The sequence below is a fragment of the Secundilactobacillus silagei JCM 19001 genome, from assembly GCF_002217945.1.
Classification (GTDB): domain Bacteria; phylum Bacillota; class Bacilli; order Lactobacillales; family Lactobacillaceae; genus Secundilactobacillus; species Secundilactobacillus silagei.
The window spans coordinates 34,748-51,264 of record NZ_BCMG01000015.1 but is presented as its reverse complement, the minus strand read 5'-3'; the positions used below and the strand labels follow the sequence as shown (position 1 = coordinate 51,264).

The window sequence follows — 16,517 nt, the reverse complement described above, 5'->3', positions numbered from 1 at the left end:
GGTGGCGATAGCCTGAAGGATACACCTGTTCCCATGCCGAACACAGTAGTTAAGCTTCAGCACGCCAAGAGTAGTTGGGGGATCGCCCCCTGCGAGGGTAGGACGTTGCCACGCAAACGAAGCAGTCATCGAGTAATCGATGACTGCTTTTTTAATCCCTTTTAATTTATAATCATCAACAGGTTATACTTCAGTTTGGATCATTGTCTGATTGAACTGTAACCGGTTGATGATTCATCCTGATCGTGCATTTTAAAGCCGCTTATCGGATTTGAACCGATGACCTCTTCCTTACCATGGAAGTGCTCTACCTCCTGAGCTACAGCGGCAATTCATATTATACTACACGCCATCGTTCTCACAACCTGACAATTGATCAAAATCGATTAAAGTCGATTAAAGTCAATTGATTACAAAATGTCTTAAAAAGGTGCTAGTCAAAACTAAACCAGAGTAGTATACTAATATAGTTGGCAATTTATAAAACGTCTTCGGGAAGTAGCTCAGCTTGGTAGAGCACCTGGTTTGGGACCAGGGGGTCGCAGGTTCGAATCCTGTCTTCCCGATAGCAAATCATATGTCTTGTATCACAAGTACAGATTCGATATGCTATCGTAACTAATGAGCATATGCCGGAGTGGCGGAACTGGCAGACGCGCTGGACTCAAAATCCAGTGTCCGTTGAGGACGTGTGGGTTCGAACCCCACCTCCGGTATCATAGTGTAAATAAAAGCAACCTGATGAGCGGTTTACAATGACTGCTGATCAGGTTGCTTTTTTAATTCGCTAAATAGAGCTGATAATAACCGATTGCTGCTAATGCCTGCGCAGTATTGATCTTACCCGCTTTGATCCAGTCTAAGGTTTGATTCAAATCAACGAGCTCAGTCGTCACAAATTCGTCTGCGTCAAAGTGGGTAGCAGTCCGTTTAGCTGGATCAAACCGTAATAAAATGAGGGCTGCCGTTTGGTCCATAAAGCCTTCAGATGAGGTCACAGTGGTCATCACTTGAACGGAGCGCGCGAGGTAGCCGGTTTCTTCTTGAAATTCACGTTTGGCAGCGGCTTCTGGTGACTCACCAGGATTGATAATACCAGCTGGCAGTGAAACGGAATCGGCATTGATTCCTACCCGGTATTCACTGGTCAGCACCACGCGCTGATCGTCCGTGAGGGCTAGGATCGTAACCGTTGGTGCCGTGTGGATCAGGTCTCTTTCAACCGAAAGACCATCCGGGGTATCAATGTTGCACTGGGCAACGGAAAATACCCGGCCTTGATATTGAGGTGTTTGGTTCTTAATGTGACCAGCTTGACGCCAATTTTTAAACATGTACAAGATTTCCCTTCTGGTTAGTGTTATATTCTATTTAGTGCTGAATGACGCAGCACTATTTTACTACAAGAGGTGATGAGTGTGAACTTTATAGGAACATTATGCCTCCTGCTGGTGTTAACGACCTTTGCTGGGCACTTCTCAAACCGGATGGGAATGCCGTCCGTCATTGGCCAAATTTTAGTGGGAATCGTAGTGGGGCCAGCCATGTTTAACTGGGTGCAGCCCAACCAATTACTGAATGTCTTTTCAGATATTGGGGTCATCATGCTGATGTTTATTGGTGGCTTGGAAAGTAATTTAGCGCTGTTGCGGCGGTTCTTTAAACCAGCAATTATCGTTGCCCTATGCGGGGTTGTTATGCCGGTTGTCTGTATGGGTGGCGCGGCAGTTGCCTTTCACTTTTCAGTATTTGAAGCAGCATACATAGGTGTTATTTTTAGTGCCACATCAGTTTCAATATCGGTGGCCGTTTTACGCGAATACCATGCACTGGATACCTCGGAAGGGGCAACCATCCTGGGGGCTGCGGTGGCTGACGACATCGTGGGTGTGATCTTGTTATCCATCATGATCAGTCTCATGGGGACTCAAGGGTTGAAGACCAGTGGCCAGCATACGAATATTGGCTTGATCTTACTGGAGCAGGTGGCCTTTTTTGGTGGAACTTACCTGGTTGTTCGCTGGATTGCGCCTTATTTGATGAGTATCAGCGAAAAATTACTCATGAATTCCAGTGTCACGATCATGTCCATGGTGATCTGTCTAGGGATGGCATGGGCGGCCGATGCGGTTGGGCTGAGTGGCGCAGTCGGGGCGTTTTTTGCGGGGATCGCAGTTGCTCAAACCTCGTATCGAAAAGTGGTTGAAGCCCATATGGAACCGATCGGCTACGCGGCCTTCGTTCCGCTGTTTTTCGTGGGCATCGGTCTCAGCATGTCCTTTCGTTACTTGGGGCAGTCACTGGGACTGATCGCAGTGATGACGCTGCTTGCTTGTTTAACCAAATTAATGGGCTGCGGGCTAGGTGCCCGGCTGACTGGCTTTAGCTGGCACAGCAGTTATGTGATCGGTTCCGGGATGATCTCCCGCGGTGAAATGGGGATGATCACCGTGCAGATCGGTCTGCAGGCGGGGCTACTCTCCAATGCTACCTATTCTAAAATGGTGCTGGTCATCATTTTAGCGACGATGATCGCACCATTCATGCTCAAACAGGCGTTAAAACTAAGTAAAAATCCAGCTAAACCCATAAACGAGAAGGTTTAATCAAAAAACGTCCTGAAGACGGTCAGTTACGACGATCTTCAGGACGCTTTTTTTTAAAATTAATTTGTTAATTCATGTTCGATCTGCAAGACTGATTTCGGCATTTTATTCGACGCAATCAGTGGCGAGACTGGGCCGAGACTCATCAAAACGAGTTGGTGCATGGCACGGGTCGCGATGGTGTATAACGTCCCGGTGAAACGTTCATTGGGAAAGTTAGTCGCGGAAACGTCCCAGGCGATCACAGCGTCAAACTCCAGCCCCTTGGCCAGGTAAATCGGCATGATCAGGGTTCCCTTTGGCAGGGACAGATCAGCATCGGTCATCAAAGTCACATCGCTGGTTTGATGGTGGAGCTTTTGATAGACCTCGTGCGCCTGTTCCAAATTCTTAGTCAAAATGGCCACCGTACCATAATCAGCGCGTAAGCTGGTCACTTCAGACGCTAAGGCCTCATAGCAACTCTCAGCATCATAGCGGATAACTAATCGCGGTAACTGGCCTGGCCGGTTGAACGCTTCAATCTGGTCGCCGTCTGGTAAGAGTGCCTTGGCGAAGGTCGTGATCGGTAACGTTGACCGGTAAGAACGGTTTAATTTTAATAACCGTGGCCGGCGAACCTGAAAGGCGTCTCGCAAGCTCGTGAGTAATTCTTCAGGCGTCTGAACCGCCTTAAAGAGGGCTTGTTCAGCATCACCTAAGAAAGTCATGTGGGCTTTAGGAAACGCGTGATGCAAGTATTGCAACTGCGCAATGGAATAATCCTGCATTTCATCCACGAATAAGTGCTGCATGGCGTGGTTTTGACCGCCACCGGTAAGAATGTCGCGAATATAGAGCAACGGGGCGGCATCTACTAATTCACAGCGGTGAAATTCGATATCGTGGGAGAAATTCTGTTTACCGGTTGCCATGCTCTTAGCAGAAACGTTATCAGGAAGAGCCACCGTATCCATGAAGTCAGCGTACTGGCTGTAAATATCCAAGAAGTAGTTATTGTAGATGGCATCGTACACTTTTCGCAGGCGCCGGGTGACGATCTTGCGGGCAATGTAGTTGGTTTCGGCATCGATCTCCTGAAAATCGTGGCGTCGTTTGGACCCTAACAAATTGTGGTACTGCTCATCTGAGAGCTGATCGATTTCTTCGGCGACCCAGTCGGATTTGGCTTCTTGACCGATTCGGTGCTTCAGGCGCTTGATCAAGATGTTCTTCGTGCGTAAGAAGCGCTCGGCTGGCTGCAGGTGCGGCAGGCCTTGATAAATCTGCTCAATGTCGGTTTTATCAAAGAACACCCGGCCGTTAAAGTAAATGTGGTTGAATTTAAAGTGGGTCGGTGCTAAATGCTGACAGTAGTCCGCAATTTGGTGCATGTACTGTGACGATGATTTGTAATCGACCAATGCCTGCTGTTCAGGGGTCAAATCCAAATCCTTTTCGTAACGGTCAAATAACGATTCCACGTTCAGACCCTGCAGCCGCTGGGTGAGAAAGTCCGCTAGGGTGACCTGGCGCATATTACGTTCACCTAAACTGGGCAGCACGTCTGAGATGTAGTGGCTGAACAGTTTGTTGGGTGAGAATAAAACGATTTGATCAGCCTGCAGTTCCTGGCGGCTATGATAGAGCAGAAACGCAATTCGCTGTAAGATCGCGGAAGTTTTGCCTGAACCGGCGACCCCTTGGACGACCAGTAAGTCGGAACGGGTATCTCTGATGATGTCGTTTTGCTCGCGCTGGATCGTCGCCACGATGTTTTGCATGGTTTCGTCGTTTTGCTGCCCCAACACGTGCTGCAGCATCTCATCACCCACGGTTTCGTTGGTGTCAAACATACTTTCGATCTGACCGTTTTGAATTAAGAACTGGCGCTTCTTAGTCAGTTTAGTGAGCTGCTTCCCCGCTGGCGTGTCGTAGGTGACGTCACCTAACGTCCCGTTGTAGTAAATAGCGGAAATTGGTGCCCGCCAGTCGTACACGAGAAAATTCTCGTTTTCATCGGTAAAGGAAGCCGTCCCGATGTACAGCCGGTCCTGCTCCGTTTCACCGGGGTCTTGAATATCGATCCGCCCAAAGTAGGGGGACTTTTCGAGGTCTTGATAAACGTTTAATTGATTAGAAATGATCTGTTCATTTTCAATCAGTCGGGAAGCTAAGGCCCGTTGCTGCTGCAGTTCGGCCGAAGTATCAATTCGGTCATCAACTTCCACGTAGTTCACGGAGGTGTTGGCACTGTAGTTTTGCTGGACCAGCTTCATTTCGGCATGGGCCTTACTGTACTCCATGGAGACCGACTTAATTTTTGCGGTAATTTGATGAATCACCGAATCGACGCGTTGCTGTTCAATTTTTTGTTCATGTGATTCCAAAAAACCGCCTCTTTCGTTTAATGTGCTTGAACCATTCTAGTGTGATTAGGTAGTTGTGTCAATTGGAAAAACTCGTGACGGATTGAACTTTGACAACACCCACTAAATTGCTTAAAATAGAAACCATTATATAGGAACTTTATATAGCTGAAAAATTCGTCAGTGCGTCGAGATCATCACTTCAGAGAGACCATGATTGCTGTAAATGGCCACGATGATCAATTTGGAGCTGACAATTGAATTTTTGGATGCCTCCTTATCGGCAAGAGTGGTGACTTTTAGTCACAAATTTAGGTGGTACCGCGGTTGACGTCCTATTGCATACGCAATGGGGCGTCTTTTTAGTAGCCGGATCACCGCGCCAAAAGACGGGCATAAATACAAAGGAGAGATTATGATGAGCAATAAGAAAATTATTTTAACGGGTGACCGACCAACTGGTAAGCTGCATATTGGCCATTACGTGGGGTCGTTGCAAAACCGAGTTAAGTTACAAAATTCCGGTGATTACGAGTCCTTCATTATGATTGCTGACCAACAGGCCTTGACGGATAACGCCCGGGATCCAGAAAAGATTCGCAACTCACTGATCCAAGTGGCCTTGGACTATTTAGCCGTTGGTATTGACCCTAAGAAGTCAACCATTCTGGTGCAATCACAGATTCCAGCTTTGAGTGAACTGACCATGCACTATCTGAACTTAGTCACGGTGTCACGTCTGGAACGTAACCCAACGGTCAAGACTGAAATTAAACAAAAGAAGTTTGGCCAAAGCGTGCCAGCCGGCTTCTTCATATATCCCGTTAGCCAAGCTGCTGACATCACGGCCTTCAAGGCCACTACCGTCCCCGTTGGTGAAGACCAAGAACCGATGCTGGAACAAACCCGCGAAATCGTTCGGAGCTTTAACAGTATCTATGGTGAAGTGCTGGTTGAACCTGAAGGCTACTTCCCACCAAAGGGTGAAGGCCGAATTCCTGGACTGGATGGCAACGCTAAGATGAGTAAGTCATTGAACAATGCCATCTACCTGTCAGACGATGCGGATACGGTGCAAAAGAAGGTCATGTCAATGTACACTGACCCAACCCATATTCACGTGGAAGATCCCGGCCACGTTGAGGGCAACACCGTGTTTACTTACCTAGATATTTTTGGTGAAGACACTGAAAAGATTGCTGATTTGAAGGCCCAATATCAACATGGTGGTCTCGGAGATGTTAAAATTAAGCGGTATTTAAACGATGTTTTGCAAGCAGTATTGGACCCAATTCGTGCCCGTCGTGAACAGTATGCTCAGGATATTCCTGGTGTCTACAAGATCTTACAGGACGGCAGCGAAAAGGCCAACGTGGTTGCAAACCAAACGTTAAAAGAAGTTGTGGGTGCCATGGGACTGAACTACTTCGACTAAAAAATGTTGACGATGATAAGAGGGGGCGTCGGGTGATGGAGAATTTAGTGATCGTTGATCTGGGCTCTAATTCAGTCCGCATGGCGATTAATGAAATTCGGCCGGATAAAACCTTTCGTGAAGTGGCCCGTTATAAGGAAGATTCGCGTTTATCCGAAGGGATGGGCGATGAAAAGATTCTCCAGGAGACAGCCATTCAGCGGACGTTAGACGCAATGCGGGAATTTAAGGCTCACTACGAGTCGCTGCCTAATTTGACGGTCAAAGCGATTGCCACGGCGGCTGTTCGTCAGGCGAAAAATCAAGCGGAATTTCTGGCACGGGTTCAACAGACAGTTGGCCTTAAACTAGATATTTTATCTGGTGATGACGAGGCTTACTACGACTATCTGGGCGTGAAAAACCGGTTACGGGTAGCAGACGCCCTAATGCTGGATGTTGGTGGCGCCAGTCTGGAAATGGTGAACATTAGTGCCGGTAAAGCAAGTGATCTGATCAGTATCCCGTTTGGCGCGGTCAATTTATCAGAACAGTTCAATTTATCTGACAAAGTTGACGCAGCGGATTTCTTTGACGCCACGGTCTTTTTACGGCAGCGGCTGAGAGATATTTGGTGGTTGCGAGCAGCACAGGCCAAACCCTTGATCTTACTGGGCGGTGCTCACCGCTCGCTGGCACGGATGAGCCGGCGTCAGCAGCAGATACTGCACGTTGACCAGATTCATGGCTACCAGCTGACAACGCAGGAAGTTTTTCGGCTGTTTAGTACGTTACTGCAGAAAAACTGTTCTGAGCGCCAGCAGCTCTCTGGCCTCGAACCAGACCGGGCGGACATTATCATCGGGGGCATTATGCCACTGGTGATCTTACTGCAGATGTTAGATTCAGACCGAGTGATCTTCTCGGAAAGCGGTGTGCGTGAGGGGATCATTCACGCATATCTTAATCACGACTATAATTAATGATAGATAGAGGATAGATGAACATGAATGCGGCGTTTTCACAGTTTTATAAGCGGACACCGGAACAGCGATTAGCTATTTTAGCGAAAACATTAGGACTGTCTGAAACGGAGCAACAGGAACTTCAGCAGCGTGCAGATCAAGGCGATGCACCGTTACTGATTGAAAATTATTTGACCACGTATCAATTACCCGAGGGCGTGGCGGTCAACTTTCTGGTCAACCAGCACGAATACGTTGTTCCAATGGTGACCGAAGAACCCAGCGTGATCGCGGCTGCCAGCAACGGGGCGAAGCAATTAGCCCAGGCTGGCGGCATTACGGCCACTGTCCGTTCCCGGCTGTTAACGGGGCAAGTGGTGCTAAGCGATGTGCGGGTGTACGCTTCCATCGATGACTGGGTCGCCCTGCACCAAAATGAATTACTGGAAGTGGCCAGACAGGCCCATCCTTCCATCGTGAAACGCGGTGGTGGCCCCCAGACGATTCGGACCCGTGATCTGGGTGAAGGGTTTGTTTCAATTGATCTGACGGTTGACGTTCAGTCGGCAATGGGTGCTAACATGATGAACACGATGCTAGAAGCCATTGCGGATGTGATCCAAAATAAGCTGCATCACACCACGTTGTTTAGCATTTTGTCCAATGCTGGTGATCAAAGTCTCGCGACGGCCACCGTATCGATTCCGGTGGGTCAGTTAGCAAATGATTTTGACGATGCTAAACGGGTAGCTAAGCGAATCGAACAGGCCAGCCGGATCGCCCAGCTTGATTCCATGCGTGCAGTGACACACAATAAAGGAATCATGAATGGCGTGGATGCCGTGGTGCTTGCAATGGGTAATGATTGGCGCGCTATCGAGAGTGCTGCCCATGCCTTTGCCGTCACGGATGGTCAGTACCGCGGCCTTAGTCAATGGCATCTGACAGATAACCAGCTGACAGGGACGCTGACGTTGCCGCTGCCCATCGGGGTGGTTGGCGGTGCTACGAAAGTCTTGCCTTTGGTAGCAATTAACCAAAAAATTGCCCAGATCAAATCGCCAGAAGAACTGATGATGCTGATCGTTGCCGTGGGCTTAGCTCAGAATTTTGCGGCCTTAAAGGCACTAGTTACAAGCGGCATTCAGCAGGGACACATGAAAATGCAAATGCGCTCACTGGCCATGTCAGTTGGGGCCACGGCCGTTGAAACGCCGGCTTTGACGCAGCAATTGATGAAATTATCAGATCCTAATGAAGCACAGGCAACCCAGTTATTGAATCAAATTCGAGAAAAACAAGGAGAATAAGCATGCAAAACGTTGAGATTAATTCGGATACCCAATCCTTATTAGACGCGGTTAATGAAATTTTCCCCGGTAAAGTTGAACTGCAATTTATCGGGCAGCTTCAGAGCGGCTACGTTCGCCATGATCAAGCTCAGGCGGTGCAGGACAAAGATCACATTATGATTCAGATCAGTGACCTTTCAGCGCCCGACTATACGGCTTCTCATGAACTCCTGCACCTATTAATGACGCTGCGTGGTTTTCCGCAGATCTTCTTTGCCATTTCCACTGGTGAAGAGCAGTTAGATCAGCAGCTGATGATGCTGGGCACGGAACTCTATGATACTGTCAGTCACATGGTGGTCGTGAGCGAACAGCGTAAGCACAATCTGATCAACGATGAGATCGAACAGATGTACATGAAGGGGGTTCGGGCCACTATCGACCCAGAACCAACGCCGGTAGATGATAAAATGACGTTACGGCTGCTAGTTGTGTTGGATGCATTAGTCTTTTATGGCGACCAAAACAAAGTGGTCAATAATCAGCTAGAAAATGATTATCCGATTTCGTTTGCTGCCGCTAAGAAACTGTATGCGCTCATCACTGAAAAGCCAGTGGACTCACCGTTTACGCTGCGGCGTAACGTTGTGAAATTGTTTAAGTCTTTTGATGACCAATTGAAGGACTGGGGCCTGCCGCCAATTAACATGACGGAATTTGCCACGATCTCAAACGTGGTTTCTAAGCGTCAATTACGCTTAGAGGTTCGGCAAATGTTTGAACTGTACCATTCTGACATGGTCGATATTAAAACCAAGCGTCGCGCCTACGTAGGCATCAATCGCGCGGATGGCCAGAACTCCTTTGTGATCTCAGCGCCCACTAAGGACAACGACAATCCCGACTACTACAAAGCAATTTATTCACTCTCAGTTGAGGACCTGTTTAAGAAACTAGAAATGCCGTATAGTTTAAGATAAAGGTGACAATGATCGGGGGTCATGTTTATGGATGAAACGATTCAACGGGCTTTTGAACAATCAAAGCACATCGTGTTTTTAACGGGTGCGGGCGTTTCAACACCTTCCGGAATACCGGATTATCGGTCAAACAACGGGCTGTATACCCATCATAAAAACGCGGAGTATTATCTCAGTCACAGTTGTTTGACGCAGGAACCAGATGTGTTTTACGACTATGTGAAGACCAATTTGTACAAGCCGGATGCCAAACCCAATGTGATTCATGAAAAACAAGCAGCGCTGACCCAGCAGGATCGGGCTACCATTGTGACGCAAAACATTGATAATCTGTACCGTGAAGCTGGGGCGAAACATTTAGTGGAATTTCACGGTAATCTGTACCGGGTCTACTGTCAAAAATGCCACAAACCGGTGGATTGGCACACGTACTTAAAGTCGCCGGTGCATGAAAATTGCGGCGGTCAGTTAAGACCCGACGTGGTGCTCTATGAAGAGGGCTTGAATGAAGCCAATATTTCAAATGCCGTTAACGCCATGGCCAATGCCGATCTGATCGTGATTACCGGGACTTCGATGCGGGTCTATCCCTTCGCTGGGTTATTAGATTACCGTAACCCTAAGGCACCGGTGATCGTCATTAACAACGAAAAATTGTCGTTTCCCTTTAGTTTTAAAATGGTTCAAGAAGATGCTGCGCAGTTTTATGAGCAACTGCAAGTGTGATAACAGCGTCTTGACCGGTTTATCCGGTCATACATAAATACGGGGGGGTACGAACATGAGTAAATCGCGGTTAGAGGCGTTCACCGATGGCGTAATGGCCATTATCGTTACGATTTTAGTACTGGAAATTCCGGAACCCAAAGGAACCACTTTTGGGGCGCTATGGCCGTTACGGTATAAGCTGATCTTGTATCTGCTGAGTTTTTTGACCGTCACGGTTTATTGGAATAACCATCACCATTTATTTCAGATTACGGAAACCATTAGTGGCGGCGTCCTGTGGGCGAACAACTTCTTTTTGCTGACGATCAGTGTGATGCCGATCGCAACGGCCTGGGCAGGCAGCCATACGGAATATGCCGCTCCGGAAGCGACCATGGGAATCGTCTTTTTGGCGGTCAATATTAGTTTCTACATTCTGGTGAGAACCCTCTTGGCTGCTCATGAACCAGATTCGGTCTTCACTGAATTCTTTGGCAAGGGATCTCGCAAGTCCTGGTTTTCAATGGGGATGGCGCTGCTGGGTATTATTCTAGCGTTTATCTGGCCGCCATTTTCCGCCATTTTTTGTTTTGGCTGTTTAGTTCCCTGGATCGTGCCGGATCACCGGGTCGACCGTTATTTAAACAAGCAGTAAAAAGTGTTTCGCCAATTAGAAAGGGGTGTGTGCGATGATAACAATTGGGTTAACGACGTTCAAAGAGCACCCAGCCTTAGTTCAAAACGCCAAACCAGATGTGACGTTGCCGGAATACGCTGCCGTTTTGCCAACGGTGGAATTGGACACCCCGTTTTACGGGATCCCCAGGGAAAGTACCGTGATCAACTGGCAAAAACAGGTACCGGAAAACTTTCAGTTTATTCTCAAAGCCAATAAACTGATGACCAAGCATGATATTGGTCAAGACGCGGTCAGTGATGAAGACCGCAAACGGGCATTTTATGAATATCACCGGATGGTTCGGCCACTGGTCCATGCCCATCAATTAAAGACGGTGCTGTTCCAATTTCCACCCTTTTTCCAGCGCACAACTGAGAATCTGCAGTGGCTGTTTGAAATTCGTGACCAGATGGCTGATCTGCCCATTGCGGTGGAGTTTCGTGACCCTAGCTGGTACGACCCGGCGCTGACGGCTGACCTGATGCGCTATCTGAAAGGCCTCAACATGACCCACGTGATCGTGGATGAACCGCACCGCTTAAACGATGGCGTACCGTTTGTCGCTCGGGTGGCGGATGAGTCGTTAGCGCTGCTGCGGCTGCACGGCCGCAACGAACAGGGCTGGTTTCATCAGGGCAAGGACTGGCGCGGGGTTCGCACACTGTATAAGTACAGTGACGATGAACTCGCGGCCTTTGCTCAAACCATTACTGAATTAGCCGATCAGGCTCAAGAAGTGTGCGTGATCTTCAATAATAATTCCGGTGGTGACGCCGCTCCCAACGCGCTGGCACTGCGCGATCTGCTGCATTTATCGTGGTCGGGGTTAGGCCCTCAGCAAATGAGTTTGTTCTGATTATCAAGTAGCCGTTCGATATTTGATGCAAAACTGACTGTCGATACCTGAGAAGCGTTTCTCAGACGTGTCAGATATGCTATAATATTGGAGACTTTCTAGCAGCAAAAATGAATTAATTTAAAAAAATAAAATTGACTGAAAGGGGCCTGTTTTTACATGACAGAAACCAAACCTACGTATTACATAACCACACCAATCTACTACCCATCTGGGAAGCTGCACATTGGTAATTCCTACACCACTATTGCTTGTGACGCTTTAGCACGGTACAAACGCGCCACCGGCTACGACGTTTTCTTCTTGACGGGGACCGATGAACACGGTCTAAAGATTGAAGAAAAAGCGGAACAATTAGGGACTGATCCTAAGTCCTACGTTGATGAAATGGCTGCTGGCATCAAGAAGCTTTGGAAGACGCTGGAGATTTCCAACGATAAGTTTATTCGGACAACGGATGATTATCATGAAAAAGCCGTTCAAAAGATGTTCCAGCAATTACAAGACCAGGGCGATATCTACCTGGGCGAGTACGAAGGCTGGTATTCAGTCGATGATGAAGAGTACTTTACTGAAACGCAGCTGGCCGAAGTTTACCGCGATGATAACGGTAAGGTGATCGGCGGAAAAGCGCCTAGTGGCCATGAAGTGCAACTGGTTAAAGAAGAGTCATACTTCTTTAAGATGGGCAAATACGCTGACTGGTTGTTAGACTATTACAAGCAGCACCCAGAGTTTATTCAACCGGCCAACCGGATGAACGAAATGATCAATAACTTCATCAAACCTGGTTTGGAAGACTTAGCTGTCTCACGGACGACCTTTAACTGGGGGATTCCGGTCAAGTCTAATCCAAAGCACGTGATTTACGTTTGGCTTGACGCTTTGACCAACTATATTACCGCACTTGGTTATGACACTGACGATGACAGTCTCTTTAAGAAGTTCTGGCCAGCTAACGTTCAGATGGTCGGCAAGGAAATCGTGCGTTTTCACACGATCTACTGGCCAATTATGTTACATGCTTTAGGTTTACCACTCCCTAAGACGGTTTTTGGTCACAACTGGTTATTGATGAAGGACGGCAAGATGTCCAAGTCGAAGGGGAACGTGATTTACCCTGAAACCTTGGTTAACCGATATGGCTTGGATTCAGTCCGCTATTACCTGGTTCGGGCAATGCCTTACGGTAACGATGGCACCTTCACGCCAGAAGACTTCGTTGACCGGTTGAACTATGACTTGGCTAACGATCTGGGGAACCTATTGAACCGGACCGTGGCCATGATCAACAAGTACGAAGGTGGCGTAATTCCAGCTTATGAAGCCGGTGTGACTGAATTTGACGCGTCACTGGAAGCCACTGCTGAAACCACGATGGCGAACTATCACAAATTAATGGACAACTTGCATTTGTCCGATGCTTTGGCCGAAATTTGGAAGTTGATCGCCCGGACGAACAAGTACATTGACGAGACTGAACCATGGATCTTGGCTAAAAATGATGATGACGACAGCAAGCATCAGTTAGGTGCCGTCATGGCGCATTTAGCAGCCAGCTTGCGGGTGATTGCTTACTTCTTGAGTCCCGTGATGACCCATGCACCAAAACAGATTCTGTCACAGTTAGGCTTGACATTTGATGACGATATCAATTTGAAAGAACTGACCATGGCCAGTCTGCCTAAGAACAGCAAAGTAGTTGAAAAGGGAACGCCAATCTTCCCACGGCGTGACGCTAAGGAAGAAGTGGCCTTTATCGCGGCTCAGATGACCAAGTCTGACAAGAAGAAGGGCCGGGCTGCCATGGAAGCTGCTAAACAGGCCGCTAACTCTGGTGTTTGGAACCCAGAAAACACGGAATTGAAGTCTGCTAAAAAACAGGTTCGCTTCGATGCCTTTGAGAAGATCGAACTGAAAGTGGCTGAAATTATTGACGTCCAAAAGGTTCAAGGGGCCGATAAGCTCCTGCAGTTCCGCTTGGATGCCGGTGATGCTGATGACCGTCAGATTCTGTCTGGCATTGCGGAGTACTATCCAGAACCAAAGGATCTAATGGGCAAAAAGGTCATTATTGTGGCCAACTTGAAACCACGTAAGATGCGCGGTCAAGTCAGCCAAGGCATGTTACTGTCTTCAGAAGATTCTGAGGGCAAGGTTCAACTCGTGACGGTGCCTGAAAGCATCAAGAACGGGTCAACAGTCGAATAATAACTAAACTTTCGCGATTGAGTGAAAGGCGAAATCCGAATATTCAGATCATTGAATATTCGGATTTTTGTTTCAATGCAGGAGAAAAAGATGAAAATTTTTGATTCACATACCCACCTGAACAGCGAAGAATTCATTAACGACGTGCCGCGTTACTTGGCTCGGGCAGCTGATCTCGGCGTGGTCAAGATGACCATTGTTGGGTCCAACACCGAACTCAATAAAAATGCGGTTCGCTTAGCCCACGAATATCCGCAGCTGCACGCTGCTGTTGGCTGGCACCCAGAAGATTCAAAATTCTACGATGCTGATAAAGAGAAAGTTTTAGAGCAGCAGCTAGAAGAAGACCGGGTTGTGGCACTGGGCGAAATTGGACTGGACTATCACTGGGACAGTTCACCCAAGGATGTCCAACGAAAAGTCTTCAAACGCCAAATTGAAATTGCTAAGGATCACGGTCTGCCCATCGTGGTGCATAACCGAGACGCGTTTGAAGATACTTACAACATTATCAAGTCAGTGGGTATCCAAGAAACGGGCGGTGTGATGCACAGCTTTAACGGGGACCCGGAATGGTTGCAGAAGTTCTTGGATCTAGGGATGATGATCTCGTATTCCGGGGTGGCCAGCTTTAAAAACGCCCATGAAGTCCACGATTCCGTCCGGGCCACACCGCTTGACCGCATGATGGTGGAGACGGATGCACCGTACCTGACACCTGAGCCCCATCGTGGGGAACAGAACGAACCCGGCTTTACGCGTTATACCGTAGAAGCTATAGCTAAAGAACGCCAGACGACTGCAGAAGAAATTGCCGCAGCCACTTGGCAAAACGCACACCGATTTTTCAAGATTAAGGAGTCCGAGAGTGAAAACCATTAAAGAAGTCATCGTGGTCGAGGGAAAAGACGATACCAAACAAATTGCCAAAGCAGTCAACGCTGACACGATTGAGACCCGCGGCTCGGCAGTACCGGAAGAAACCCTAGATCTGATTGCCGAAGTTGCTAAGAAGCGCGGCATCATCATTTTTACCGATCCTGATTTTTCCGGTGAAAAGATTCGTAAAATTGTGGCCGAAGTTGTGCCCAACGCTAAGCACGCTTTCTTACCTAAAGCGGAGGGTGTCCCTACCAAGGCTGGTGGGTCACTGGGCGTGGAACATGCCAGTCCAGAAGCGATTCGCGAAGCCTTAGCCCACGTCTATACTGAGGGCGATTCGACCGTGGAAAATATTAGTCAGGCTGATCTGATTCATGCGCGCCTGGTTGGCGGCCCGGCAGCTAAAGCCCGCCGTGAAGCCTTAGGCGAGTTGCTGCGGATCGGCTACGTGAACGGCAAACAACTGAAAAAACGACTGCAGATGTTTCAGATCAGTTCGGAGACATTTTGGCAGGCTATCAAACAGATCGACCAAGAGGAGGATGAACGCCAATGAGTAATACACCATTGATTGCCAGTCCGGCGCGGACGCAGGCGATTATCAACCGTTATGGGTTAAACATTAAAAAGAGCCTGGGACAAAACTTTTTAACCGATATTAATATTTTGGAGCATATTGTTCAGGCTGCCGAGCTATCTGAGAAAGATAACGTGATCGAAATTGGTCCAGGAATTGGCGGATTGACGGAATTCTTAGCTCAAAACAGCCATCATGTTCTGGCGTTTGAAATTGACGAGCAGTTAGTCCCAATCTTGGGTGAAACCTTATCGCAGTACGACAACATTACGATTCTCAATCAGGATATTTTGAAGGCTAACTTGCCCAAGGTCATCAAGGAGAACTTTGACCAAGACCGGCCGTTAAAATTAGTCGCTAATTTACCTTATTACATCACGACACCGATTTTGATGAACGTGCTGCAAAGCGGTATTCAATTTGATTCAATTACGGTCATGATGCAAAAGGAAGTGGCTGATCGCCTGGTCGCCGTTCCCGGGACCAAAGCGTACGGCTCGCTGTCGATTGCGGTGCAGTATCGTACGGACGCCGAAGTGGCCTTTACGGTACCGCGGACGGCCTTTATTCCGCAGCCCAACGTTGATTCAGCCATTGTGACCATGACTAAACGGGTACCCTTTGATCCGGCACCCTTTGATGAACGCGTCTTTTCCAAATTTGTGAAGGGCAGTTTCATGCATCGGCGAAAGAGTTTTTGGAATAACCTGTGTGCCATTTTTGGTAAGGATCAAGATGTTAAAGACCGCATTACTAACGTGTTAAACCGGGTGAGAATTTCACCGCAAATTCGCGCTGAAAGACTGACCATTGAACAGTTTATTGTGCTGGTTAACGCGCTGCATGAAGAGGGATTGCTTTAGTTTTAGGCCGTCGCATGATGTTAAACGGGTTGTAAGCCGGTGAAATCCTGTCGTGAAAGGATTTTAATCTCATTTTTCATAATAAAATACTTGTTGTAAATAAAGTGTTGTGGTATAATTTGACTTTTTTGTGAAA

Annotated in this window: 14 protein-coding genes, 3 tRNA genes and 1 rRNA gene; 15 read left to right on the top strand and 3 right to left on the bottom strand. The window is 47.9% G+C overall.

The window, feature by feature from the left end; translation table 11 throughout:
- Positions 1–114, top strand: a 5S ribosomal RNA gene (rrf, locus tag CES79_RS11810).
- Between the two features lie 142 nt (positions 115–256).
- Here rrf and CES79_RS11805 read toward each other — a convergent pair.
- Positions 257–329, bottom strand: a tRNA-Thr gene (locus CES79_RS11805).
- Positions 330–492: 163 nt separating this feature from the next.
- Here CES79_RS11805 and CES79_RS11800 point away from each other — a divergent pair.
- Positions 493–566: transfer RNA gene (locus CES79_RS11800), tRNA-Pro, on the top strand.
- Between the two features lie 65 nt (positions 567–631).
- A tRNA-Leu gene (locus CES79_RS11795) sits at positions 632–716 on the top strand.
- Positions 717–779: 63 nt separating this feature from the next.
- Here CES79_RS11795 and CES79_RS11790 read toward each other — a convergent pair.
- Positions 780–1,334 (bottom strand): NUDIX hydrolase, encoded by a 555-nt coding sequence (locus CES79_RS11790; RefSeq protein WP_089137319.1) that lies wholly within the window; start codon positions 1,332–1,334, stop codon positions 780–782.
- 84 nt (positions 1,335–1,418) lie between these two features.
- On the opposite strand from CES79_RS11790, the gene CES79_RS11785 reads away from it, so the two are divergent.
- The gene (locus CES79_RS11785; protein WP_089137318.1) at positions 1,419–2,606 is read left to right on the top strand and encodes a cation:proton antiporter; all 1,188 of its coding nucleotides are present in this window, start codon (positions 1,419–1,421) and stop codon (positions 2,604–2,606) included.
- Positions 2,607–2,665: 59 nt separating this feature from the next.
- On the opposite strand, the gene helD is transcribed toward CES79_RS11785, so the two are convergent.
- Positions 2,666–4,975 (bottom strand): RNA polymerase recycling motor HelD, encoded by a 2,310-nt coding sequence (gene helD, locus CES79_RS11780; protein WP_089137317.1) that lies wholly within the window; start codon positions 4,973–4,975, stop codon positions 2,666–2,668.
- Between the two features lie 397 nt (positions 4,976–5,372).
- Between helD and trpS the strand changes: the two genes are divergently transcribed.
- The 11 genes from trpS (at position 5,373) to rsmA (ending at position 16,381) form a co-directional block, all read left to right on the top strand.
- A complete protein-coding gene (trpS, locus tag CES79_RS11775) occupies positions 5,373–6,389 on the top strand; it encodes a tryptophan--tRNA ligase (protein WP_054656466.1) in 1,017 nt (338 codons plus the stop codon).
- Positions 6,390–6,424: 35 nt separating this feature from the next.
- Positions 6,425–7,351: a Ppx/GppA family phosphatase gene (locus CES79_RS11770; RefSeq protein ID WP_054656465.1), complete on the top strand. Its 927-nt coding sequence runs from the start codon at positions 6,425–6,427 to the stop codon at positions 7,349–7,351.
- A gap of 17 nt (positions 7,352–7,368) precedes the next feature.
- Positions 7,369–8,643 (top strand): hydroxymethylglutaryl-CoA reductase, degradative, encoded by a 1,275-nt coding sequence (locus CES79_RS11765; RefSeq protein WP_225362433.1) that lies wholly within the window; start codon positions 7,369–7,371, stop codon positions 8,641–8,643.
- Between the two features lie 2 nt (positions 8,644–8,645).
- Positions 8,646–9,605: a hypothetical protein gene (locus CES79_RS11760; protein WP_054656464.1), complete on the top strand. Its 960-nt coding sequence runs from the start codon at positions 8,646–8,648 to the stop codon at positions 9,603–9,605.
- 27 nt (positions 9,606–9,632) lie between these two features.
- The gene (locus CES79_RS11755) at positions 9,633–10,331 is read left to right on the top strand and encodes an NAD-dependent protein deacylase (protein ID WP_054656463.1); all 699 of its coding nucleotides are present in this window, start codon (positions 9,633–9,635) and stop codon (positions 10,329–10,331) included.
- A gap of 55 nt (positions 10,332–10,386) precedes the next feature.
- Positions 10,387–10,968, top strand: a complete 582-nt coding sequence (locus CES79_RS11750) for a TMEM175 family protein (RefSeq protein WP_089137315.1) — start codon at positions 10,387–10,389, stop codon at positions 10,966–10,968.
- Positions 10,969–11,002: 34 nt separating this feature from the next.
- Positions 11,003–11,848 (top strand): DUF72 domain-containing protein, encoded by an 846-nt coding sequence (locus tag CES79_RS11745; RefSeq protein ID WP_089137314.1) that lies wholly within the window; start codon positions 11,003–11,005, stop codon positions 11,846–11,848.
- Between the two features lie 159 nt (positions 11,849–12,007).
- A complete protein-coding gene (gene metG / locus CES79_RS11740) occupies positions 12,008–14,059 on the top strand; it encodes a methionine--tRNA ligase (protein ID WP_089137313.1) in 2,052 nt (683 codons plus the stop codon).
- 90 nt (positions 14,060–14,149) lie between these two features.
- The gene (locus CES79_RS11735; RefSeq protein WP_089137312.1) at positions 14,150–14,941 is read left to right on the top strand and encodes a TatD family hydrolase; all 792 of its coding nucleotides are present in this window, start codon (positions 14,150–14,152) and stop codon (positions 14,939–14,941) included.
- Positions 14,928–15,497: a ribonuclease M5 gene (gene rnmV / locus CES79_RS11730; RefSeq protein ID WP_089137311.1), complete on the top strand. Its 570-nt coding sequence runs from the start codon at positions 14,928–14,930 to the stop codon at positions 15,495–15,497. Before CES79_RS11735 ends, rnmV begins: the two co-directional genes overlap by 14 nt.
- On the top strand, positions 15,494–16,381 hold the full coding sequence (gene rsmA, locus CES79_RS11725) for a 16S rRNA (adenine(1518)-N(6)/adenine(1519)-N(6))-dimethyltransferase RsmA (protein ID WP_089137310.1): 888 nt from the start codon (positions 15,494–15,496) through the stop codon (positions 16,379–16,381). The genes rnmV and rsmA overlap by 4 nt, the downstream gene beginning before the upstream one ends.
- Positions 16,382–16,517: the final 136 nt, after the last annotated feature.

Bases quoted from the DNA above. Each gene is read 5' to 3' on its own strand.
- CES79_RS11755 (WP_054656463.1), top strand. From the start codon at position 9,633: ATGGATGAAACGATTCAACGGGCTTTTGAACAATCAAAGCACATCGTG.
- CES79_RS11765 (WP_225362433.1), top strand. From the start codon at position 7,369: ATGAACATGAATGCGGCGTTTTCACAGTTTTATAAGCGGACACCGGAA.
- CES79_RS11745 (WP_089137314.1), top strand. From the start codon at position 11,003: ATGATAACAATTGGGTTAACGACGTTCAAAGAGCACCCAGCCTTAGTT.
- metG (WP_089137313.1), top strand. From the start codon at position 12,008: ATGACAGAAACCAAACCTACGTATTACATAACCACACCAATCTACTAC.
- CES79_RS11750 (WP_089137315.1), top strand. From the start codon at position 10,387: ATGAGTAAATCGCGGTTAGAGGCGTTCACCGATGGCGTAATGGCCATT.
- CES79_RS11790 (WP_089137319.1), bottom strand. From the start codon at position 1,334: ATGTTTAAAAATTGGCGTCAAGCTGGTCACATTAAGAACCAAACACCT.
- CES79_RS11770 (WP_054656465.1), top strand. From the start codon at position 6,425: ATGGAGAATTTAGTGATCGTTGATCTGGGCTCTAATTCAGTCCGCATG.
- trpS (WP_054656466.1), top strand. From the start codon at position 5,373: ATGAGCAATAAGAAAATTATTTTAACGGGTGACCGACCAACTGGTAAG.
- CES79_RS11735 (WP_089137312.1), top strand. From the start codon at position 14,150: ATGAAAATTTTTGATTCACATACCCACCTGAACAGCGAAGAATTCATT.
- rsmA (WP_089137310.1), top strand. From the start codon at position 15,494: ATGAGTAATACACCATTGATTGCCAGTCCGGCGCGGACGCAGGCGATT.
- CES79_RS11760 (WP_054656464.1), top strand. From the start codon at position 8,646: ATGCAAAACGTTGAGATTAATTCGGATACCCAATCCTTATTAGACGCG.